18 protein-coding genes are annotated in these 21,885 nt (G+C 72.7%); 8 read left to right on the forward strand and 10 right to left on the reverse strand.

The window, feature by feature from the left end; genetic code table 11:
• Nucleotides 1-39 precede the first annotated feature (39 nt).
• Nucleotides 40-1,317, forward strand: a complete 1,278-nt coding sequence (locus ETD85_RS44050) for an MFS transporter (protein ID WP_206059255.1) — start codon at nucleotides 40-42, stop codon at nucleotides 1,315-1,317.
• On the opposite strand, the gene ETD85_RS44055 is transcribed toward ETD85_RS44050, so the two are convergent.
• The 3 genes from ETD85_RS44055 to ETD85_RS44065 all read right to left on the reverse strand — a co-directional run bounded on the left by ETD85_RS44055 (nucleotide 1,245) and on the right by ETD85_RS44065 (nucleotide 5,382).
• Complete coding sequence (locus ETD85_RS44055; protein WP_138695799.1) at nucleotides 1,245-2,873, reverse strand: hydantoinase B/oxoprolinase family protein; 1,629 nt, start codon at nucleotides 2,871-2,873, stop codon at nucleotides 1,245-1,247. The two genes, ETD85_RS44050 and ETD85_RS44055, sit on opposite strands and share 73 nt — an antisense overlap.
• The gene (locus tag ETD85_RS44060; RefSeq protein WP_138695800.1) at nucleotides 2,870-4,912 is read right to left on the reverse strand and encodes a hydantoinase/oxoprolinase family protein; all 2,043 of its coding nucleotides are present in this window, start codon (nucleotides 4,910-4,912) and stop codon (nucleotides 2,870-2,872) included. Before ETD85_RS44060 ends, ETD85_RS44055 begins: the two co-directional genes overlap by 4 nt.
• Before the next feature lie 101 nt (nucleotides 4,913-5,013).
• Nucleotides 5,014-5,382, reverse strand: coding sequence for a hypothetical protein (locus tag ETD85_RS44065; protein WP_138695801.1), 369 nt, complete (start codon nucleotides 5,380-5,382; stop codon nucleotides 5,014-5,016).
• An 81-nt stretch (nucleotides 5,383-5,463) separates the two neighbouring features.
• On the opposite strand from ETD85_RS44065, the gene ETD85_RS44070 reads away from it, so the two are divergent.
• Nucleotides 5,464-6,084 carry a YigZ family protein gene (locus tag ETD85_RS44070; RefSeq protein WP_138695802.1) on the forward strand — a complete coding sequence of 207 codons (621 nt, stop codon included), beginning with the start codon at nucleotides 5,464-5,466 and terminating at the stop codon, nucleotides 6,082-6,084.
• Between the two features lie 22 nt (nucleotides 6,085-6,106).
• On the opposite strand, the gene ETD85_RS44075 is transcribed toward ETD85_RS44070, so the two are convergent.
• Nucleotides 6,107-7,336 (reverse strand): isochorismate synthase, encoded by a 1,230-nt coding sequence (locus tag ETD85_RS44075; RefSeq protein ID WP_138695803.1) that lies wholly within the window; start codon nucleotides 7,334-7,336, stop codon nucleotides 6,107-6,109.
• 217 nt (nucleotides 7,337-7,553) lie between these two features.
• Here ETD85_RS44075 and ETD85_RS44080 point away from each other — a divergent pair, with 217 nt between their 5' ends.
• The gene (locus ETD85_RS44080; protein ID WP_138695804.1) at nucleotides 7,554-8,387 is read left to right on the forward strand and encodes a GDSL-type esterase/lipase family protein; all 834 of its coding nucleotides are present in this window, start codon (nucleotides 7,554-7,556) and stop codon (nucleotides 8,385-8,387) included.
• Here ETD85_RS44080 and ETD85_RS44085 read toward each other — a convergent pair.
• Complete coding sequence (locus tag ETD85_RS44085; RefSeq protein ID WP_138695805.1) at nucleotides 8,384-9,097, reverse strand: HNH endonuclease family protein; 714 nt, start codon at nucleotides 9,095-9,097, stop codon at nucleotides 8,384-8,386. The genes ETD85_RS44080 and ETD85_RS44085 overlap by 4 nt on opposite strands.
• Before the next feature lie 72 nt (nucleotides 9,098-9,169).
• Here ETD85_RS44085 and crcB (ETD85_RS44090) point away from each other — a divergent pair, with 72 nt between their 5' ends.
• The 5 genes from crcB (ETD85_RS44090) (at nucleotide 9,170) to ETD85_RS44110 (ending at nucleotide 14,612) form a co-directional block, all read left to right on the forward strand.
• Entirely contained in the window at nucleotides 9,170-9,619 is a 450-nt protein-coding gene (gene crcB / locus ETD85_RS44090) for a fluoride efflux transporter CrcB (RefSeq protein ID WP_138695806.1), read from the forward strand.
• Nucleotides 9,616-9,975, forward strand: coding sequence for a fluoride efflux transporter CrcB (gene crcB / locus ETD85_RS44095; RefSeq protein WP_138695807.1), 360 nt, complete (start codon nucleotides 9,616-9,618; stop codon nucleotides 9,973-9,975). Before crcB (ETD85_RS44090) ends, crcB (ETD85_RS44095) begins: the two co-directional genes overlap by 4 nt.
• 71 nt (nucleotides 9,976-10,046) lie before the next feature.
• Complete coding sequence (locus ETD85_RS44100; RefSeq protein ID WP_138695808.1) at nucleotides 10,047-11,615, forward strand: P-loop ATPase, Sll1717 family; 1,569 nt, start codon at nucleotides 10,047-10,049, stop codon at nucleotides 11,613-11,615.
• Nucleotides 11,612-13,666 (forward strand): hypothetical protein, encoded by a 2,055-nt coding sequence (locus tag ETD85_RS44105; RefSeq protein ID WP_138695809.1) that lies wholly within the window; start codon nucleotides 11,612-11,614, stop codon nucleotides 13,664-13,666. The genes ETD85_RS44100 and ETD85_RS44105 overlap by 4 nt, the downstream gene beginning before the upstream one ends.
• Nucleotides 13,667-13,691: 25 nt before the next feature.
• Nucleotides 13,692-14,612 carry a S1C family serine protease gene (locus ETD85_RS44110; protein ID WP_138695815.1) on the forward strand — a complete coding sequence of 307 codons (921 nt, stop codon included), beginning with the start codon at nucleotides 13,692-13,694 and terminating at the stop codon, nucleotides 14,610-14,612.
• Here ETD85_RS44110 and ETD85_RS44115 read toward each other — a convergent pair.
• The 5 genes from ETD85_RS44115 to ETD85_RS44130 form a co-directional block, all read right to left on the reverse strand.
• The gene (locus ETD85_RS44115) at nucleotides 14,593-16,026 is read right to left on the reverse strand and encodes a glycosyltransferase family 4 protein (RefSeq protein WP_138695810.1); all 1,434 of its coding nucleotides are present in this window, start codon (nucleotides 16,024-16,026) and stop codon (nucleotides 14,593-14,595) included. The genes ETD85_RS44110 and ETD85_RS44115 overlap by 20 nt on opposite strands.
• 170 nt (nucleotides 16,027-16,196) lie before the next feature.
• Nucleotides 16,197-19,325: a S41 family peptidase gene (locus ETD85_RS44120; RefSeq protein ID WP_138695811.1), complete on the reverse strand. Its 3,129-nt coding sequence runs from the start codon at nucleotides 19,323-19,325 to the stop codon at nucleotides 16,197-16,199.
• A 156-nt stretch (nucleotides 19,326-19,481) separates the two neighbouring features.
• Entirely contained in the window at nucleotides 19,482-19,607 is a 126-nt protein-coding gene (locus tag ETD85_RS67060; protein WP_276617334.1) for a hypothetical protein, read from the reverse strand.
• Between the two features lie 90 nt (nucleotides 19,608-19,697).
• Nucleotides 19,698-20,759, reverse strand: a complete 1,062-nt coding sequence (locus tag ETD85_RS44125) for a hypothetical protein (RefSeq protein ID WP_138695812.1) — start codon at nucleotides 20,757-20,759, stop codon at nucleotides 19,698-19,700.
• Nucleotides 20,708-21,652: a GTP-binding protein gene (locus tag ETD85_RS44130; RefSeq protein WP_138695813.1), complete on the reverse strand. Its 945-nt coding sequence runs from the start codon at nucleotides 21,650-21,652 to the stop codon at nucleotides 20,708-20,710. The genes ETD85_RS44125 and ETD85_RS44130 overlap by 52 nt, the downstream gene beginning before the upstream one ends.
• Nucleotides 21,653-21,885: the final 233 nt, after the last annotated feature.

A 21,885-nucleotide genomic window follows, 5' to 3' on the forward strand; every position in this document is an offset into this window, starting at 1 on the left:
AGATGTGTTTAAGAGACAGCCTTACGCCCGCTGGGCGGCGTGCTGGCCACCATGGTGGTCTCGCACACCGCGACCCGGGTCTCGGCCATCGCCCTGCCCTGGTACGTCCTGGTGACCACGGGCAGCGCGGCGCAGACGGGGCTGGTGGCGTTCGCGGAGATGGCGCCGTACGTGCTGGTCAAAGCGCTGGCCGGGCCGCTCGCCGACCGGCTGGGGCCGCGCCGGATCTCGTGGGTCGCCGACGTGGTGAGCGCCGCGGCGGCCGCGGCCGTGGTCCTGCTGGACGCCGTGGACCGGCTCCCGCTGGGCGCCCTGATCGTCCTCGTGGCGGTGATCGGCGCGGCGCGCGGGCCTGGGGACCTGGCCAAGGAGATCATGGTCCCGGAGGCGGCCGAGCGCGGGCGGGTGCCGCTGGAGCGGGCCACCGGGCTGATGGGCGTGACGGAACGGCTGGCCCAGACCGTGGGACCGGCGGCGGGCGGCGCGGCGGTGGCGCTGCTCGGGCCGCTGACGAGCCTCGGCATCAGCGCCGCCTGCTTCGCGCTCGGCTCCTTGATCGTGGCGTGGACGCTGCCGCGCGGCATGGGCCGCCGCCCGGCCGCCCCGGAGGGCGAGCGGGAGGACGAGGGATACTGGCGGCGGTTCAGGCAGGGGTTCGCGTTCCTGCGCGGCGAGCCGCTGCTGCTCGCCGTGGTCGTCATGGTCAGCGTCACGAATCTGCTCGACGCCGCCTTCAGCCAGGTGCTCCTGCCGGTGTGGGCGAAGGAGTCCGGCCACGGCCCGGCCGCCGCCGGGCTGAACAGCAGCGCGGCCGGGCTCGCCGCGGTCGCCGGCAGCCTGGTCGCGGCGGCGGTGGCGCACCGGATGCGGCGCCGGCCGGTATTCTTCCTGGCGTTCCTGCTCGCCGGGCCGCCGCGTTTCCTAATCCTGGCGGTGGACGCGCCCGTGTGGGCCATGGTGGCGGTGTTCGCGGTGAGCGGGTTCGGCGGCGGGTTCCTCAATCCGATCCTGGGCGCGATCTCGTACGAGCGGGTGCCCCGGCACCTGCTGGGCCGGGTGAGCGCGCTGACGACCTCGCTGGCCTGGACCGGGATCCCGCTCGGCGGCCTGCTGGCCGGGATGGCGGTGGCCGCCGCCGGGCTGACGCCGATGCTGCTGGCGTGCGGGGCGGCCTACGCGCTCACCACGAACCTCACGGGGCTGCGGCCCGAATGGCGGGAGATGGACCGGCTGCGGGCGAGACCTCAGCCGCTGGTCATGCCCTCGGCCAGGTCCGCCTCGGCGGCCAAGGGCGAGCGCCGCTCCGGCGGCCCGTAGCCGCCGCCCCCGCCCGACTCGCAGCGCAGCACGTCACCGGCCCGGACCGGCAGCGCGTTCGCCTTCAGCATCCGCCGCTCGCCCGGCGCGCCCGGGTTGAGCGTGACGCGCGGCGGAGCGCCCGCCTCGCCGCCCGCCAGCCCCCACGCCGGCGTGACCGACCGCTCGAACCACAGCGACAGCGAGGTGTCCCCGCAGAACTCGTACTCCCTGACCACCCCGTTCCCGCCTCGCCACTGCCCGGCCCCGCCGGTGTCCGGCCGCATCTCGTAGCGGGTGACGCGCACGGGGAACAGCGTCTCCAGGACCTCGATCGGCATGTCGCGCAAGGATCCGTTGACGTTGTTGATCAGGCAGCTCTCGCCGTCGCCGCCCTCCCACGCGCCCCAGCCGCCGACGGTGGCCTCCTGGGAGACGTAGAGCTTGCCGGTACGCGGATCCGTCCCGGTGAACTGCACGATCATCGAGTCCCCGTACGAGGCCGCCGCCGCCTTCCCCGGCAGCACCGGGGCCAGCGCCCTGACCACCAGGTCGATGAGCAGCCCCAGGTGCGAGTAGTAGTACTGGCACGCCGCCGGCGACTCGGCGGCCAGCATCGAGCCGGGCCGCGTCAGCACCGACAGCGGCCGGAACGAGCCGCCGTTCAGCGGCACGTCGCCGGAGACCAGCAGCTTGTACCCGACGCGCACGGCCGCCACGGCCTGCGCCGCGCCGCAGTTGACCGGCCCGAGCGCCTGGTCGGCGCAGTCGCTCAGGTCCACGTGCATCGACTCGCCCGACACCGTGACGCGCACGGTCACCGGCAGCGGGGTGGCCAGGTCGATGCCGTCGTTGTCCAGGAACCCGGACGCCTCGTAGAGCCCGTCGGGAATGGCGGCGATGGCGGCGCGCTCCAGGCGCTCGGTCTGGTCGAAGATCTGGTCGCGGGCCGCCATCACCGTGCCGGCGCCCCACCGGGAGACGATCTCCTTCAGCCGCCGCTGGCCCGTCATCGCGCAGGCCACCTGGGCCCGCATGTCGCCGAGCGTGGCGTGCGGGAAGCGGACGTTGCGGGCGATCAGCTCGTGCAGGTCGCGGCAGGGCTCGCCGCCCGCGTACACCTTCACCGGGCCCATCCGCAGGCCCTCCTGGAAGATCGAGGTGGAGTCCATGGAGCCGCCGGGGTCCTTGGAGCCGACGTCCAGCCAGTGGGCCCGCGACGCGGCGAACCCGGCCAGCTCGCCGCCGGCGAAGATCGGCCCGTAGACGGTGACGTCGTTGAGGTGGGTGCCGCCGATGTAGGAGTCGTTGAGCACCCACACGTCGCCCTCCTCCCAGACTTCGCGCCCGTACAGGCGCTCGGTCTCGCGGGTGCACACCTCCAGGTTGCCGAGGAAGATCGGCAGCCCGGACGACTGGCCCAGGACGTTGTGCTCGCGGTCGAGGAGCGCGACCGCGCAGTCCTTGGCCTCGTAGATGACGGGGGTGTAGGAGCTGCGGATGAGGGTGGTGTTCATGTCCTCGGCAGCCTGCAGCAACGCGCAACGGATGATCTCCGTCGTCACGGGGTCGATCACTGGTCCACCTTCACGATGAGAAAGCCGTTGTCGTCCACGGTGGCCAGGCAGCCGGGCGGGATGACCGTGGTCGCGGTCTCCTCGACCACGATCGCGGGCCCGGCGAGCTCGCCGTCGAGGCTGGCGCGGCGCAGCACCGGCGTGCGGTGCACCGCGCCGTCGAAGATCACATCCCGTACGTACGCCGCCTCCTCGCCGCCGGCCGGGGGGACCGCGGCGGCGGTGCGCGCGAACGAGCCGAACCCGGTGCTGCGCAGCATGACGAACTCCACCGGCGCCTCGGGGGTGGCGTGCCCGTAACGGGAGGTGTGCGCCTCGGCGTAGCGGGCCGCGATCGCCGCCGCGAAGCCGGGCTCGGCGGGCTCGGCCGCGTCGCGCAGCGGGATGGTGAGCGTGTAGTCCTGTCCTTCGTAGCGCATGTCCACGGCGTGCTCGACCCTGCGCCGCTCCACGGGCACGCCCTGCCCGGAGAGCGCGTCCAGCGCCTCCCGCTCCAAAGTCACGAGATTTCCTGACATGTCGGCGCCGTCGAGTGTGTCCTGCGGCCGGAAGTACGGATGCGTCAGATCCCTGCGCACATCGGCCTCCAGCATCCCCCACGCCGAGAACGCCCCCGGGAAGCGCGGCACCACCACTTCGGAGATCCCCAGCTCGCGGGCGATGAACACGGCGTGCATCGCCCCCGCGCCCCCGAACGCCACCAGCGCGAACTCCCGGGGCTCCACCCCGTGCTCCACGGTCAGCGTCCTGATCGCCTGCGCCATCTTGGCGTTGGCCACATCGCAGATCCCCTCGGCCAGCAGCAGCGGGTCGATCCGCAGGTCCTCGGCCAGGGTGGCGATCGCGGCGCCGGCCGCGTCGGCGTCCAGCGTCATGAGCCCGCCGGCGAACCATGCCGGATCCACCCGTCCGAGCGCCACGTTGGCGTCGGTCACCGTGGCCCGCGTGCCGCCCCTGCCGTAACAGGCGGGTCCGGGCACCGCACCGGCGGACTCGGGCCCGACGCGCAGCGCGCCTGCCTCGGCGTACGCGATCGAGCCGCCGCCCGCGCCGATCGTGTGCAGGTTCACGATCGGCATCAGCACCGGATATCCCTCGATGCGCGCCTCGGCGCTCACGTCGGGCCGCCCGTTCACGACGAGCGACACGTCGAAGGACGTGCCGCCCATGTCGATGCAGATGGCGTTGCCACCGGCCCCGCCGCCCGCGCCGCCCAGCAGCCGGGTGGCCGCGACCCCGCCCATCGTGCCGCCGACCGGCCCCGACAGCAGCGTCTGCAGCGGCCTGCGCATCGCGTACGAGGCGTTCACCAGCCCGCCGGACGACTGCATGACGTGCACGGGCACCGCCAGGCCGCGCTCGGCGAAGCCCCGCTCGATCCTGGACAGGTAACGCCGCACGACCGGCCCCGTGTACGCCTCCAGCACGGCGGAGGAGGTCCGCTCGTACTCGCGCCACTCCCGCGCCACCTCGTGCGACAGCACGACCAGCACGTCCTCGCCCAGCTCGGCGCGCAGGATCTCCCCGGCCCGCACCTCGTGCGCCGGGTCGGCGAAGGAGAACAGCAGGCACACCGCCACCGCGTCGAAGCCCTCGTCGCGCGCCCGCCGCGCGGCCAGCCGCACCGACTCCTCGTCGAGCGGGACGAGCTCCTCGCCCCGGTAGTCGAGCCGGCCGCCCACCTCCATCACGTCCTGGCGCGGCACCAGCGGCGCGGGCTTGCGGTAGCGCAGGTCGAACATGCGATCACGGTTGCCCCTGGCGATCTGGTAGACGTCCCGGCCGCCCTGGCTCGCCAGCAGCAGCACGCGGGCGCCCTTGCGCTCCAGCAGCGCGTTGAGCCCCTGGGTGGTCCCGTGCACGAAGAACGAGATGTCCGCGGGGTCGTCGACGACCCGGCCGAGCGCGGCGAAGACGCCCTCGGCGAGATCTCCCGGCGTGGTGGGCGCCTTCGAGGCCGTCACGGCCCCGCTCCGCTCGTCGTAGCAGACGACGTCGGTGAAGGTGCCGCCGATGTCCATGGCGACGCGATAGCTCATGCGCTGCACCGTACGCGGCAGAGCCCGCCCCGCGCATGTGCGTGCCGCACACCCGGGCCCGCCGTCCAGTGCATGGCGCAAGGGCCGCCGGGCGGTCGCGGTCAGCGGGGCGCTTCGGCCCGCGCCGCGTCGCCGCCCACCGCGACCGGCCGCTCCGCGGACGCGGCCACCGCCGCCCTGGGCAGCATCGCGGCGACCTCGCGCGCCAGGTAGGGATCCACCTGGAACGCCTCCATGATCGCCAGCTTCAACGCCGCGTGGCTGGGCTCGTCGTCCGGCTTGGCGTCGGCCACCCGCCCGATCACCAGCCTGGAGTAGGCGTCGCCGCGGCCGAAGACGCGTTGCAGGATGCGGGTGCCGCGGGCGATCTGGGTGTCGGCGGCCAATTCGCTGGTCTTGGCCAGGACCGCGACGCCGTAGGCGCCGATCGCCGCGGTGACATAGGGCATGACGTCGTTCGCAGTGTCCATGAGACCCTCCCTTAAGGTCCTGATGGAATGACGAGATGGTAGCCTGCGGAGTTCCCGGGCCGAGGGCATACCCTGTCGAATGTGCCTGCGCCGTACCTGACCCTCACCTCTGCCGTCGAGCACGAGACCGAGGCGCGGCGCTCGCGCTTCGTGTGCGCCCTGGCGCCGGCGCGCACGGTCGAGGAGGCGCAGGCCTTCATCGCCGAGCGCCGCCACCAGCACGCGGGCGCCAGCCACAACTGCACCGCCTACGTCATCGGGCAGCGCCTGCAGAAGGGCGACGACGACGGCGAGCCGGGCGGCACCGCGGGCACTCCGATGGTGCAGGCCCTGGTGGGCAGGGGCGTCAGCGACGTGGTCGCGGTGGTGACCCGCTACTTCGGCGGCACGCTGCTGGGCGCGGGCGGCCTGGTGCGCGCCTACGGCTCGGCGGTCACCGAGACCCTCGACCGGGCCGAGCCGGTCAGGATGGTCCCGGCCAAGCTGGTCGCCGTCGCGGTGGCGCACGACCAGGCGGGCCGGGTGGAGAACGACCTGCGGGCCTCCCGCTACGCCGTGCGCGAGGTGACGTACGCGAGCAGCGTCACCTTCGCCGTCGCGGTGGGCGAGGACGAGGTGGCGGCGTTCGCGGACTGGGTGGCCACGCTCACGGCCGGCCGGGCGCGCGTGGACGTCGGCGCCGACATCCACGTCCCCGGCTGACCTCCTGCCCGGGGGCGGGCTGTCAGCCTTCCAGGGCGTACTGCATGACGCGGAACTTGGCCTGCGCCTCGGCCAGCTCGGCGGCCGGGTCGGAGTCGCCCATGATGCCGCCGCCCGCGAACAGCCGCGCCCTGCGGCCCTCCACCAGCCCCGAGCGCAGCGCGATGCCCCACTCGCCGTCGCCGTGGGCGTCGATCCAGCCCACCGGGCCGGCGTACCCGGCCCGGTCCATGCCCTCCAGCTCGCGGATGACCTGGATCGCGGTGGGCGTCGGGGTGCCGCCGACGGCCGCCGTCGGGTGCATGGCCGCGACCACGTCCAGCACCGAGGCCCCGTCGGCCAGGCGCCCGCTGACGTGGCTGGCCAGGTGCTGCACGTTGGGCAGCACCAGCAGCTCGGGCTCGTCGGGCGTCTGCAGGGAGGAGCACAGCGGGGCGAGGGTCTGGCGCACCGAGGCGATCGCGCACTCGTGCTCGTGCCGGTCCTTCTGCGAGGCGAACAGGGCGGCCCCGCGCGCGATGTCGTCGGCCGGGCCGGTGCCCCGGGGCGTCGTGCCGGCCAGCACCAGCGACTCGATCTCCTGCCCCGTACGCCGGATCAGCAGCTCGGGGGTGGCTCCGACCAGCCCCGCCACCGAGAACGTGTAGCACTCGGGATAGCGATGGGCCAGCCGGGTGAGCAGCAGCCGCACGTCGATGGGGCGCTCGGCGGTGGCGACCAGGTCGCGGGCCAGCACGACCTTCTCCAGCTCGCCGGCGCGGATGCGCTGGGCGGCGCGGGCCACGACGTGCTCCCACTGCGGCGCGCTGAGGCTGCCGTCGCCGTAGCTGATGCGGCCGGGGTCGCGGATGGGGGAGAAGGTCTCCAGCGGCGCCTCACCGATCGTGGTGAGCCAGGCGTGGCCGTCGCGGCGGGCCAGCACGGCGCGGGGGACGACCAGGACGGAGCCGTGGGCGTCCTCGTCGAAGGTGAAGCTGCCGAAGGCGACCGGGCCCGAGCCGGGGGTGCGTACGGCGTCGTCGACGTGGGCGTCGCCGAAGACGGTCGTCAGCCACTGGCGGGCCCACGCGAAGCGGCCGGGGCCTGGCGGCACCACCACCCTCGCGGCCTGACCCCAGCCGACGAGGCCCTCACCGTTCTTGACCCAGGCGTAGGGAGCCGTCCTGGGCAGGGAGGCCAGCAGGTCACCGGGGTCGCCGACAGGGGTGGTGCGAACCGGCAGCGGGCGGGTTGTTCCGAGCGCGACACTCACTCAAGACACTCTATGCGGGAACTGAACACGTTCGACTCAGACCCCCGTGAATGCGAGGTTACGGTCAACGAACCCGGAAAAAACCGGACGCCATGGTTGTTTGGTGCAACCTCATCGCCTCAGGTCTGTCAAGCCGTGATATGAACTGGGTTCTGAAATGGCAGACCTTGCTGCAACGCCATAGTCCCCCCTTGATCGGCTCCCTACCTTTGGCACCATGATCGGTCGTCTGGGGCCCGTCCTCGCCGCAGTGGTTGTCCTATCCGGTTCAGGCGCGGCCCAGGCCGCCGCCGCTCAGCCAGTCCCCGAGATCATGGCCGCGCTCGGCGACTCGATCTCCACCGGCTTCAACGCCTGCGGCTGGTACGTCTCCTGCACCTCGCGCTCGTGGTCCGCCGGCGACAACCGGGAGGTGACCAGCCACTACCTGCGCCTGTCGCGCATGTCGGGAACGCTCCAGAAGCACAATCTCAACTACGCCGTTCCCGGCGCGACCAGCGCCGACCTGCTCGGCCAGGTGCGCAAGGCCGTGGCGGCGAAGGCCGACTACGTGACCATCCTCGTCGGCGCCCAGGACGCGTGCGTGCGCACCGAGCAGGCGATGACCTCCGTGGAGGTCTACCGGCGGCGCATGGAGGCGGCGCTCGCCGAGCTGCGGGCCGGGATGCCCCAGGCCAGGGTGCTCATCGCCAGCATCCCCGACCTGCGCAGGCTGTGGCAGGTCGGCAAGGCCAACCCGCTGGCCCGTACGTTCTGGACGGCCGGCCGCATCTGCCAGACCATGCTGGCCAACCCCAGCTCGGTCAAGAAGGCCGACAACGAGCGCCGCGCGCGGGTGCGGGCCCGGGTGCTGGCCTACAACCGGGCGGCGGCCGAGGCGTGCGCCGCGTTCGGTCCCGGCTGCCGCACCGACGGGGGCGCGGTGTTCTCCTTCCCGTTCACCCTCGACCACGTCAGCAAGTGGGACTTCTTCCACCCCAACGTGCTCGGTCAGCGGGTGCTGGCCGAGCAGACGTTCAAGAACGGCTTCGACTGGCTCGACCCGCGTTAGCGGCACTGCGCCAGCATCGCTTTCTTGTCGGCCGGGGTGACGGGCAGGTCGTACTTGATCGCGACCTGCGCGAACCGGGTGACGTACGCGCAGCGGATGCTGCGGCGCGGGGGCAGCCAGCTCGCCGGGCCGGAGGCGTCCTTCTGCTCGTTGGCGTCCCCGTCCACGGGCAGCAGGTTGAGCGGGTCGTTGGCGAAGTCGAGCCGCTTGGACATCGCCCAGCGCGGCGCGCCCATCCGCCATCCGTAGTTGAGCGGCACCACGTGGTCGACCTGCACCTCGTCGGCGTGGTCCTTGTGCCAGTGAATCACCCTGCCGGTGTAGGGGTCGGTCAGCTCCATGGAGACGACCTCGCAGCTCGACCCCGGCCGGTACTTCACCGCCTGCCCGTCGCGGGCCAGCAGGTCGTCCCTGGTCCGGCAGCCGTTGCGCGCGTACGGCACCCCGGTGGCGTCGTCGGCCCAGTTGCCGCCGTACCTGGCGCGGTCGTAGCCGGTGTTCGGGCCTAAGCCCTTCACCCGCAGATCTTTGATGAGGGCGCGTGCTTCGGCCTTGTCGGCGTCCGAGATGATGGGGGCCAGACCCGGCAGCGTCCCGCTGAGGTTGCCCAATGGGCTGGCCGCGGTGGCCGGCGGGGTCTTGGCGGTGCCGACGAAGGAGACGACGATGATGGCTCCGGCAAGGAAGGCGATCGCGTCCTTCGTGCTCAAGAAGTCCTCCGAGGGCTCCTGGTTGTCTAGAGAGATTCCCGGCGGCGGCTTTACCGACACGGGGAGGATTATGTGACTGATCGTCCCATCGATCCGGACGTCGATCTGCACATCCCGGCGCAGCGGAGCGAGCCGCTCGCGCCGGTGCTCGCGGTGATCGCGGCCGGCGGCGCGCTCGGGGCGCTGGCCCGGTACGCCGTGCAGTCGGCGCTGCCCGCCGGCCCGGTGGGCTTCCCGTGGGCGACGTTCTGGATCAACGTGTCGGGCTGCCTGCTGATCGCGGTGCTGATGGTGCTGATCACCGAGGTGCGCCGGGCGCACCGGCTGGTGCGGCCGTTCCTCGGCGTAGGGGTGCTGGGCGGCTACACCACGTTCTCCACGTACGCGGTCGACATCCAGCGGCTGGTCACGGCGGGCCGGGCGGTGCCGGGGCTGCTCTACCTGGCGGGGACGCTGGCCGCGGCGCTGGCCGCGGTGGCCGCGGGCATGTGGCTCACCAGGCGGCTGGCTGGAGTGCGATGACGCTGCTCCTGATCGCGCTCGGCGCGGCCGTCGGGGCGCCGCTGCGCTACCTGGCCGACCGGGCGGTGCAGGCCAGGCACGACACCACGTTCCCCTGGGGGACGCTGTCGGTCAACGTGGCCGGATCGGCGCTGCTGGGGTTCCTGGTCGCGCTGCCCGCTGGCGACCAGGTGATGGCGCTGGCGGCCACCGGGTTCTGCGGGGCGCTGACGACGTACTCGACGTTCGGCTACGAGACGGTGCGGCTGCTGGAGGAGGGCGCCCGCTTCCACGCGGTGGCCAACGCCGTGACCAGTGTGGTGGCCGGGCTGGGAGCGGCCTTCTGCGGCGCGATGCTGGCGCAGGCACTGCTCTGAGCGTGTATCAGGCGGGCCGCGGGGCGCTCGGATAAAGGTGACAGATCCCGTCGAGCGCCTAAGAGCCTGCCATGATCACCGCGAGTAGCGCCATCGACAACCTGTTCACCCTCCAGAACCCCCTGGGCCCCATCGCCGTGTCCGACCGGGAGAAGACGCCGGTGCTGCGCGCGATCTACGACACGCGGGTCCAGCTCCACCTGCGCTCCACGGACAACCCGCCCACGTTCATCGTCGGGCGGCGCGGCTCGGGCAAGACCGCGCTGCTGCTCTCGCGCGAGTTCGACGCGCGCAACCTCGTGGTCAGGCTGAGCGCGCACGGCGTGTTCTCCCGGGTGCAGGCGGCCACGGAGCTCGTGGCCAAGCCCCTGGTGCTCACCGTCGAAGGGGTGGCGCAGCTGTGGGAGATGCTCCTGTGGGCGCCGATCATCGGCCGGCTGGCCGCCGAGCGGTGCGCGGGCGACCCCGACCGGGCCTGGCAGATCCTGTGGGAGGAGACCGTCGAGCTGCGCGAGGAGAAGGCCGGGCCGATGGGCCTGGACGACGCCGCGCTCGACCTGGTGACCACCCGGCTCATCGCGCACGTGAACTACTTCGACAACGTGATCAGCCTGGAGAAGCTGGGCCGCGACTTCCGGCTGGCCCGCCGGCCGTGGACCGACGTGATCGACGCGGCCAAGGCCGTGCTCGGGGCGCGCGGTACGCCGGTGTTCGTGCTGATCGACTCGCTGGAGAACATCGGGGACCACCTGGAGCGCATCCAGCGGGTGCTGCAGGGGCTGTTCCACCTGGTCGGCCAGCTCGGGCTGCGCACCGAGCGGGCGTACTTCCGCATCCAGTGCTGCTTCCCCAGCGAGCTGTGGCCGGCCCTCGACCGCGTCTCGGCCAACCCGATCAAGGACTTCAGCGGGCGCATGGTCCTGCGCTGGGACTGGCGCGACCTGCTGCAGGCGGTGGGGACGCGGCTGCGCCCGTTCCTGGAGCAGCACTATCCCGACCTGCTGCGCGACCTCGCGCCGCACGACCACGCGCGCCTGCTCGACCGGCTGGTCGTGCCCAACCTGCGCAACCCGGCGGGCCTGGCGGAGAGCTCGGTCGCCTACGTGCTGCGCCACACGCAGCTGCTGCCGCGCCAGGTGCTCTACATCTTCAACGAGGCCCTGCACCGGGCCATCGCCGCGACCAAGCGGCCCATCGTGCGCGGCGAGCACATCCTGCAGACGGTGGTCGAGGCCGAAGCCACGCTCTGCCCGGAGATCTTCTCGGCCTACAAGTTCCGCCACCCGAAGGCGCACGACGTGGCCCGCCGGCTGATCCCGTACCTGCCGTTCCGGTTCGACGACGGCTACCTGCACCAGATGTGCAACCGGGCCGCCATCAAGGCGGACTTCGGGCTGGACTACCGCGAGGTGCGGGAGATGTTCGCCGACGTGGGGATCATCGGGCGGTTCAAGGACGAGGGCGAGCGCTACCTGCGGGCGGAGTTCGCCTACTCGCTGGAGGGCCAGATGAACCTCTCGCCCGACGAGGAGTACTGCCTGCACCCGCTGTTCGTGCGCCAGTACAACTCGCGCGACGCGCTGCCGTCGGCGCGGTCGAGCAAGCCCGTCTACCCCTCGGGAACCCCGGAGCCGCTATGAGCGAGCACGCGTCCGGATACCGCTATCTGAGCGAGCCCACGGGGCTCGACCAGATCGGCATCGCCCTGGCCGGCGGCGGGGTGCGGGCGGCCTGCCTGGGGCTGGGCGCGCTGCAGGTGGCCGACGAGTCCGGGCTGCTCGGACGCGCCCGCTACGTCTCGGCCGTCTCCGGCGGCAGCTACACCGCGGCCGCGTTCATGGCGGCCAGGGCCGAGACGCGGCGGTCGCCGCTGCCCGAGGGCTCGGTGCCGCCCTGGAGCAGGGGCTCGCCCGAGGAGATCCACCTGCGCAGGAACCTGCGCTACCTCGGCGAGGACTGGTCGGACCTGTTCCTGTTCTGCGCCAGGTACGGGCTGACGCTGCTGGTGAACCTGGTCCCGTTCGCGGCGGCGATCGTGCTGGCCGGATCGCTGCTGGGCGCGCTCTACCGGCTGGCGCACGTGCTGGCCGTGGAGCACGACGTGCTGTCCAGCCGGTACGCGGGCCAGCGCTGGGCGGCGGCGGCCGCCGTGGCGGTCGCGCTGGCGCTTGCCGAGCCGCGGATCCGCAGCAGGCAGGCCGAGCTCTTCGCCCGGCGGGCGGCGCTGGCGCTGGTGGTCGGGCTCGGGCTGCCCGACGTCATCGCGCTCAGCACCCGGGTGCTGGACAGCCGCATGTTCGACATGCCGGCCACGATCCGGCTGGCCGGGCTGCTGGCGGTGGCGGCGGGAATCACCTTCTACCTGTTCAGGTCGCAGTGGGGGCTGTCGTTCAGCGTGCCGCGCCAGTTGCTGCGCCGGGCCCTGTGGCTGCTGTTCTCCGCGGCGACGAGCGCGGCCCTGCTGCTGCCGCTGCTGCTGGTCGCGGCCCAGGCCAGCCAGGCGAGCTACGGGGCGACGGGCCTGGCGGCGCTGGCGGCGGTGGCGGTGCTGCTGGTGTTCGCGATGACCGTGCACGCCAACCACACCTCGCTGCACCGGCCGTACTCGCGGCGGCTGAACCGGGCCTACATCGTGCGCACGGGGCTGGGCACGGGGCCGGAGGCGGGCGGCCGGGCGCTGCGCCTGTCCGACGTGCGATTGTGCGACATGCACGCGGAGGGGCTGCCGCACCTGCTGATGTGCGCGTCGGTGAACCTGCGCGAGGACGAGTCGGCCACGGGGGAGGGGTGCGCGTCGTTCGTGTTCTCCCCGGACTACGTCGGCGGGGTGGCGATCGGGCAGGCGGCGCGCTCGGCCCCGGCGACCGAGCTGGACGCCGCGACCATGGTGGCCGCCTCCGGCGCGGCGGTCGCGCCCAACATGGGCCGCTTCACCAACCGCGCGACCCGGCTGGCGCTGGCCCTGATGAACCTCCGCCTGGGCCTGTGGCTGCCCAACCCGGTGCCGAACCGCTCGACGGGCCGGCTGGGAGCGCGGCTGGAGGCGCGCCTGGAGCGCTGGGCGCCGCGCTGGGCGGTCGCCCGCTGGCACCGTCCGGGCCCGCTGACGACCTGGCGCGAGGCGCTGGGCAACCTGTCGGTACGCCACCGCAACGTGTTCGTCTCCGACGGCGGCCACTGGGACAACATGGGCGTCGTCGAGCTCCTGCGGCGGCGCTGCCGCACCGTCTTCGCCGTGGACGCCTCCGTGGACGAGCACCGCGCCGGCAACCTGCTGCGCGTGATCGCGCTGGCGCGGACCGAGCTGGGGGTCGAGTTCGAGGCCGACGGTCGGCTGCTGACCTCCCGCGAGCCGGTGGAGCGGATCTCCTTCCGCTACCCGGACGACACGCAGGACAGCCCCGCCAACTACCTCGTCCTCATGCGCACCCACGTGAGCCAGGAGATGCCGAGCGACCTGGTGGCGCTGGCCGCCGACCGGGCCGGCTTCCCCCGCCACTCGACGCTGAACCAGTTCCTGAGCTCGCGCGACGTGGACGCCTACGTGGCGCTCGGCCGCTGGCTGCTGGCCCGCGGGCTGGCGGCGGCCGACCTGCCGCCCGCCGGGCCGGGCCTCCGGGGAACGTGGCCGGCACCGGGAGCGCCGGCCGCTCGGGAGGCGCGCAAGAACGACCGCGGAGTTAACGTGTAATCCTGTAAGCAAAGGAGTGCACGTGATGGCGGATCCCCTCGACGCCTACTCGCGCGTCGTCTCTTCCGTGGCGGCCGAGCTGCTGCCGAAAGTGGCCAGCGTGCGGGCCGGCCGGGGCAGCGGGGCCGCGGTGGTGTTCACCGGCGACGGGTTCCTGCTGACCAACGCGCACGTGGTCGGCTCCGCCCGGTCCGGCACGGTCGCCTTCGCCGACGGCAGCTCGGGCGACTTCGTGGTGGTGGGCCGCGACCCGCTGTCCGACCTCGCGGTGATCAGGGCGCAGACGGCCACCCCCGGGCCCGCCGTGCTGGGCGACAGCGACGAGCTGGTGGTCGGGCAGCTCGTCGTCGCCGTGGGCAACCCCCTGGGCCTGGCCGGGTCGGTGACCGCGGGGGTGGTGTCGGGGCTCGGCCGGTCCCTGCCGGCCCGCAGCGGCTCGGCCGTACGGCTGATCGAGGACGTGATCCAGACCGACGCCGCGCTCAACCCCGGCAACTCCGGCGGCGCGCTGGCCGACTCGCAGGCCCGCGTGGTCGGCATCAACACGGCCGTGGCCGGGGTCGGCGTGGGGCTGGCCGTGCCGATGAACGGCACGACCCGCTCCATCATCGCCGCGCTGATCAGGGACGGCCGGGTCAGGCGGGCGTTCCTGGGGCTGGTGACCTCGCCCGCGCCGCTGCCGGAGGACCTGCGGCGGCGCACCGGGCAGGACGGGGCGCTGCGGGCGGTGGAGGTGGTGCCGGGCTCGCCCGCGCACCGGGCCGGGCTGCGCGCCGGTGACCTGGTGCTGAGCGCGGGCCGCAGCCCGGTGGCGGACGCGCAGGGCCTGCAGCGGCTGATGTTCTCCGACGCGATCGGGCGGCCGCTGCCGATCACCGTCTACCGCAACGGCGCGCTCGTGGACGTCATCGCCGAGCCGGTGGAGCTCACGGGCTCAGAGGCGTGACCGGTCCTTGCGCGGCCGGATCCTCCGCGGCCGGTGCCTGGGCGCCTGGATCCTGCGCGGCCGGTGCCTGGGCGGCCGGATCCTGGGCGGCCGGATCCTGCGCGGCCGGATCCTGGGCCGCCGGTGCCTGCGCTTGGGCCTGCGTGGCGCGCTGCGGGCGGACGTACGTGCCGTTGCGGCGGGCGAGCAGCTCGGCCAGCAACGCGTCCCACTTCTGCCCGATCACGTCGACGTCGTAGGAGCGGGCGGTCTCCAGCGCGCCGGCGGCCAGGTCGCGGCGCAGCTGCTCGTCCTCGATGACGCGGATGATCGAGGCCGCGAGGTTGGCGTTCGTCCGCGGCTTGACCAGCAGCCCGTCGACCCCGTTCGAGATCATCTCCTTGGGGCCGTGCGGGCTGTTGAAGCTGACGATGGACAGCCCCTTCGCCATCGCCTCCAGGATCGTCATCGGGAAGCCCTCGTGACGGGAGCTCAGCACGAAGATCGACGCCTTCTCCAGCTCGGCTCCCACGTCGGAGGTGGGCCCGGGCAGCTCGACCTTGCCCTCCAGGCCGGCCTCCACGATCTGCTGCGCGAGGTTCTCCTCCTGCGGCCCCGCGCCGAAGATCCGCAGCTTCCAGTCGGGATGCTCGGCCGCGACGGTCTCCCAGGCGGTGATGAGCCGGTGGAAGCCCTTGATCCGGGTCAGCCTGCCGACCGCGACGGCCACCTTGGCGTCCAGCTTGGCCACGTCGCCGGTCATCGGCGGCACGGCGTTGGGGATGCGGGTGAGCTTCTTCGGCTTCTTCGGCAGCGTCTCACGGTAGTCGCTCAGGTCGGCCTTGGTGAGGGTGACCAGGGCGTCGAGGCGGCGGTAGCGCCACTTGATCAGCTCCTGGATCGGCTCGGCCTGGGTGCGCAACGCCACGTGCTCCTGCCCGATCGTGATGACGCTGGGCAGGGCTAACTGGGCCATCGCCAGGTTCAGCCCCGGGCGGGTGGCGATGAGCACGCCGGTGTCGAGCGAGCGGATGTAGCGGGCCAGCTTGAGATCGGTCCACAGGTTGAAGCGGTGGTAGGCCGACTCCTCCTTGGGCATGATCTTGCTGGGCATCTTCGACAGCACCGCGCGCAGCGGGTCGACGCTGGGGTTGAGCCGATCGTCGAGGAAGCGGAACTTCACCCGCGGGTCGATCGGGAAGAACGGCTCCTCGGCCTCCTTCAGGATGCTCACGATCTCGACGTCATGATCCCGGGCAAGGTAGCCGGCCAGGTTGAACACGGTCCTGATCGTGCCGCCCATCCCGTTGGCGTGCAGTAACAGGATGCGTACCTGCTTGGTCGACGGCGGCGGCGCCTTCTGCACCTTGCGCCGGTTGTACCCCCGGTACAGCCGGACCACGGCCGACTTTCCCTTGCGTGCCAGTGCGCGCACCTGAGAAATCCCCTTTATATCGCCTGTATCGCCGGTAGAAGTCACAACACACGTGGCCGGTGATGAGGCGTCACCCCACCACCGGCCGTTGTTCTCGCTTCGTGGTGGGGTGCACTGTTCATCCCCTGTGCGCTTTCCCCACCTATGATCGTTAGACGCCTAAAAGACACCTAAGGTTGCATACGCGGCCGATGCTGTGGGTCAGGCGTGTGCGGCGGACGCTCGGCCAGCAACTCCAGCGCGACGTCGATGGCCCGCTCCAGCTGCGTGTCGATGCCTCTGGCGTAGTCCTGCGGGGTGATGTCCACCTCGATGTCGGGGTCGGTGCCGTAGTTCTCCACCTGCCAGCCCACGTCGTCGAAGGCGAAGGAGAACTCCGGCTGCGTCGTCACGGTGCCGTCGGCGAGCTGGTGGCGCGGCCAGATGCCGATGACGCCGCCCCAGGTGCGCTTGCCGACGAGCGGCCCGAGCCGCAGCAGCTTGAACGTGTGGCTGAAGATGTCGCCGTCGGAGCCCGCCCACTCGTTCGTGATGGCCACCAGCGGCCCGCGCGGCGACTCGGGCGGGTAGGGCTCGGGGTCGCCCCACCGGGGGTAGTCGTAGCCGAGCCGGCGCCTGGACAGCTTCTCCAGCAGCAGCGCCGACACGTGCCCGCCGCCGTTGAAGCGCACGTCCACGATGAGCGCGTCCCGGTCGTACTCGGCCAGGAACCCCCGGTGGAACTCGCCGAACCCCTCCGTGCCCATGTCCGGCACGTGCAGGTAACCGACCCGGCCGCCGGAGCGCTGGTGGCACTGGGCGCGGTTGAGGTTCACCCAGTCGCGGTAGCGGGCCGGCTGCTCGTCGGCGATCGCGCGCACGGTGACCGTGAAGACCCGCTCCTCGCGGCGCAGGGTCAGCTCGACCTCCTCGCCGGCCTGGTTGACCAGCCGCTCGTTCGGGGTGGCGGCCGCGCCGATGGGCGCGCCGTTGATGGCCAGGACGGCATCCCCCGGACGGACGTCGACGCCGAGCCTGTTCAGCGGCGAGGTGGCGGCCGGGTCCCACGGGTCGCCGGTGACGACGGAGCGGATGTGGTAGACGCCGTCGTGATAGTCCCAGTCCACGCCCAGCTTGCCCTGGCTGTAGTCGGGGCCCGGCCGGTATTCGCCGCCGCTCTCGAAGGCGTGACTCGTGGCCAGCTCGCCGTGCAGCTCCCACAGCAGGTCGGAGAACTCGCCCCGGGTCGTGACCCGCTCCACCAGCGGCTGGTAGCGGTCGTAGACGGCCGCCCAGTCCACGCCCGCCATGTCCTCGGTCCAGAAGTTCTCCCGCTGCAGCCGCCACGCCTCCCTGAACATCTGCCGCCACTCCGACTCCGGGCAGACCGACACCTTGATCCGCGACAGGTCGATCCAGCCGCTCGCGCGTCCGGGGCCCTCGTCGTCGCCCCCCGGCGCCTCGCCCGCCTTGACCACGCGCAGCCTGGAGCCCGCGCGGTAGAGCAGCGTCTTGTGGTCGCGGCCCAGCTCGAACTCGGTGACGCCGTCGGCGAACGTCTCGTTCTCGCCCTTGACGAAGTCGTACAGGTGCAGGGTGTTCTCGCCTTCGAGCGGGCTGGTCAGGATCAGGGCCTTGCCCTTGAGCCCGGCCACCTGCTCGTAGCGGCCCTCGGGCAGCGGGAAGGCGGTGACGCGGCCGGCCAGGCCGTCCAGGTCCACGCGCAGGGGCTCGGGCCCCTCCTCCCCGTCGTCGTCCCCGTCCTTGTCCTTGTCGTCCTCCTCCAGCGGGCGCGGCCTGGGCACGAACGGGTCCGGCACGTCCGCGCGCAGCGCGATCGCGTACGGCCGGGTGCCCAGCGGGAAGCCCAGGTCGAACTGGAGCTGGTCGTAGACGGGGGAGAAGACCCGCTGGCCGATGAAGTAGAGGTAGCGGCCCTCCGGGTCGAACGCCGGCATCGAGTCCTTGAGCACCGGCTCGGTGGCCTGCACCGTGCGGCCGGTCTCCGGGTGGTGCAGCTTGATCGCGCTGGTCTGGGCGTTGAGCGGGCTCGCGTAGGCCAGCCACTGACCGTCGTGCGACCAGGCCGGATCCTCCGGCGGGCCGTGCGGGCCGGCCTCGACCAGCGTCGCCCGCCCGGTGGCCAGGTCGAGCACGTGCAGCTCGTGGCGGTGGTTGACGACGGCCACGCGGTCGTGCGCGGGGTCGGGCACCAGCTCGTTGATCCGGCCCAGCCTGGCCACCTCCGTGCCGGGGCCGCCCTCGCCGCCTTCGAGGATCACCAGCCGCTCCTCGTCGGCGTCGTCGCTGGCCGCCGCGATCAGCCGCGCGCCGTCGTTGAGCCAGGTCAGGAACCGGTAGCGGACGCCGTCCTGCGAGCCGTGCTGGCGTACGGGGCCCTCCCAGCCGGCCATCGCGTACGCCTTGCCGCGGGTCGTGATGGCCAGGGCGCTGCCGTCGGGGCTGAGCGTGGCGCTGTCGAGGTAGTCGGCGGCCTCGACGAACCTGCGGTTGCGCTGCGTCCTGGAGCTGGCCAGCCGCACCTCCAGCCTGCGTGCCCGCTCGCCGGGGTCCAGCAGGTACAGGTCCGCGCCGGCGTGGTAGACCAGCCGCTGCCCGTCGCCCGACAGGTTGCGCGCGTAATAGTCGTCGTGATGGGTGTGCTTGCGCAGGTCCTGGCCGTCCGGGGTGCACGAGTAGACGTTGCCGACGCCCTCGTGGTCGGAGATGAAGCACACCCGGTCGTCGCTCCAGCAGGGCGAGGCCAGGTTCCCCGGCAGCCTGATCAGCCGCCTGAACTGGCCGTCGCCGCGCGGGTCGATCCACAGGTCGCCGACCGTCCCGCCGCGGTAGCGCTTCCAGCGCGCCGGGTCGGCGGTGTTGCGGCCGAGCACGATCATGCCGTCGGGGCCGTGCGCGATCGAGTTCGCCGGTCCGTACGGGAGCCGCTCGGGCACCCCGCCCGGAGCCACCCGGTGCAGCCATTTGCGGCCCTCGAACGGCTGGGACTGGTCGCTGGCGTACAGGATGCGCCCTTCGGGGTCCCAGCCGGTCACCGCGCAGCGCGCGCCGTGGAACGTCACCCGGCGGGCCGCGCCGCCGGAGGACGGCATGACGTACACCTCTTCCGGCCCCTCCTCGCGCCCGACGAACGCGAGCTCGCCGCCGTGCGGTGAGATGCGCGGGTAGCCCGCCTCGGCGAGGCCGGCGGTCAGGCGGAAGGCCCGGCCGCCGAGGGCGGAGACCATCCACAGGTCGTCCTCGGCGGCGAAGACGACGACGTCCTGGAAGACGGCGGGAAATCGCAGGTAAGCCGACATGAGGGCAGCTCCACGGTCGATCGGACGGCCGGGGGTGCGGCCCTCGGCCGTCCGATCATGTCACCTGGCCGGGGGTGCGGCCTCCGGCCGTCCGATCACGTCACCTGGCCGGGCCGGCGGCGGCCTGGCCGCCGGCCGCCCGGCCGGTCGCCAGGGTTATCCCTCGTCCGTGGTCGTCTTGCGGCTCTCGCGCTTCGTCTCTTTGGCCTGCCGGTTGCTCTTGATGGCCTGCTTCTTCGACTTGCCCGACTTGGCGCTGGGTTTCTTGTTCGTGTCAGCCATTGGAAAATCCCCCCTGAAACGGATGAGATGCACCTGATTGGTACACCAAGCCCGTTACTACCCATCTATCCACGAAAATCGACATACCGCCTAACGGAGGGGTCGGTCCCCGGACGGCTCGGACCACCAGACGCCCTCGCCGTGCGACAGATCGGGCAGCAGCCGCTCGAACTCGTGCACCGCGCCGGCCGGGATCTCGCCCTCGATCACCCACGTGTCGTCGCGCAGGACGGTGTCGCGCAGCTCGCCGCCCAGCGCCGCCAGCCTGGCCGCCACCGCGCTGAACGTCTCGAGCGGCACCTCCAGCTCGAAGCGGTGGCACGGCTCGTAGACGGTGGTGCCCGCCTGGCGCAGCGCGCTCATGAGGACGATCGGCGCGCGTCCCCGGAAGTCGGCCGCGACGGTCACCGGGGCCACGTAGCCGGTCCTGGTCAGCGTGATCACGACGTCGGTGACCGGCCAGCCGCGCGGGCCGGCGCCCAGCGCCAGACGTACGCTCTCCTCGATCGCCCGGTGGTAGGCCAGGGGCAGCGACCCGAGATCCACCCCCAGCCGGTAGCGGACGCCGGAGCCGGGGGCGGCCGGCTCGACCCGCAGGCCCACTGTGGCCATGAAGTCGTTGCGGCCCTGGCGCCGGATCTCCTCGGCCGCCTCCCCGGTGCCCGACGGACGCTCGAAGCACACCGGCCGGCTCGGCTCGAACTCAGCCTCGACGCCGAAGTCCCTGGCCAGCGTCTCGCCGATGACCTCCTTCTGCACCTCTCCGTACAGCAGGACCGAGGTCTGGCCGCCGGGCAGCGTGCGGGTGCCGATCAGCGGGTCCTGCTTGGCCAGCGCGAGCAGCGCGGCGTGCAGGCGGGGCTCCTGGCCGGGGACGCGGGGGCGCACGACGGTCTCCAGACCGGGCGGGGTGAAGCCGGCCCGGCCGGTGGGCTCCGGCTCGCCCAGGTGGTCGCCGACGCGGATGCCGGGCACGCCCCAGACCTTCACGATGTCGCCCGCCATGGCCTGCCGTTGCCGCGGGGCGCCGACGACGGCCAGCGCGGTCAACCGGCCCTCGTAGGTCTGGGCGGGGCCGCCCTGGTGCCCGCGGCGGAAGGTCAGCTGCTCGCGGGCGCGCAGCTCGCCGGCGCGTACCCGCAGGGAGGCCACCTTCTCGCCGGACGGGGCCCGCTCGATGGCAACACGGTGGCCCGCGGCGCGCCGGGCGTCCGGGTCGCGTCCGCGCCGGGCGTCCTGGTCGCCTCCGTCTCGGGTGTCCGGGTCGCGTCCACCTCGGGCGTCCTGGTCGCGTCCGTCTCGGGCGAGGGGCGGTGGACGGCGGGCAGCAGGCTGAAGGCGTCGAGCAGCTCGGCCACCCCTTGCCCGGTCAGCGCCGAGCCGAACACCACCGGACAGGCCGCTCCGGCGGCGCACTGCCGCGCCAGCGCGGCGCGTACCTGCCCGTAGCCGGGCTCCTTCCCGTCGACCAGCAGCTCCAGCAGCCCGTCGTCCCGCTCGGCCAGTACTTCCGCCGCCTCCCGCACGGAGGCGACCGCCCGGGTGCGGGCCGCACGCCCGCCGATGCCGTCCACGGTGTTCAACGCCACGCTGTACGGCGACAGCCGCCGCCGGATGTCGGCGAGCAGCTCCCGCTCCCTGGCCCCCGCCCGGTCGATCTTGTTCACGAAGATCAGCGTGGGCAGCCGCAGCCTGCGCAGGGTCTTCATCAGGACCCGGGTGTGCGGCTGGACGCCCTCGACGGCCGACAGCACCAGCACGGCGCCGTCCAGCACGCCGAGCGCGCGCTCGACCTCGGCCACGAAGTCGGCGTGGCCGGGCGTGTCCACCAGGTTGACCCGCAGGTCACCCAGGGTGAAGGCGGCGACGGCCGTGCGGATGGTGATGCCGCGGCGGCGTTCGATCTCGCCGGTGTCGGTCTGTGTGCTGCCGTCGTCTACGCTGCCGAGCCGGTCGATCACGCCGGTCTCGAACAGCAGCCGCTCAGTGAGGCTGGTCTTGCCCGCGTCTACGTGCGCGAGGATGCCGATGTTCAGGATGTGCATGAGTGGAGGAGCCCTCGAGAACTCTCGTGCCAATGGGGCGCTGGGAGATTCCGGGGCGTCGCCGCATCTCATGCTCCTGATCGTCGGCTGACAAGTGCGCGGTCATCCTGCCACGGCCCGGGCGACGCGGGCCAGCCGTTTTTCCGCGCCCCGGCGAGGCGCTCACCCCCGGCAGGCGGCTCGCGCGCTGCGCCGCGGCGGGAGGGGGGCCAGAGGAGTCGGAGGTGCTCCGG

Source organism: Nonomuraea zeae, from assembly GCF_005889725.1.
In the GTDB taxonomy this organism is placed as follows: Bacteria; Actinomycetota; Actinomycetes; order Streptosporangiales; family Streptosporangiaceae; genus Nonomuraea; species Nonomuraea zeae.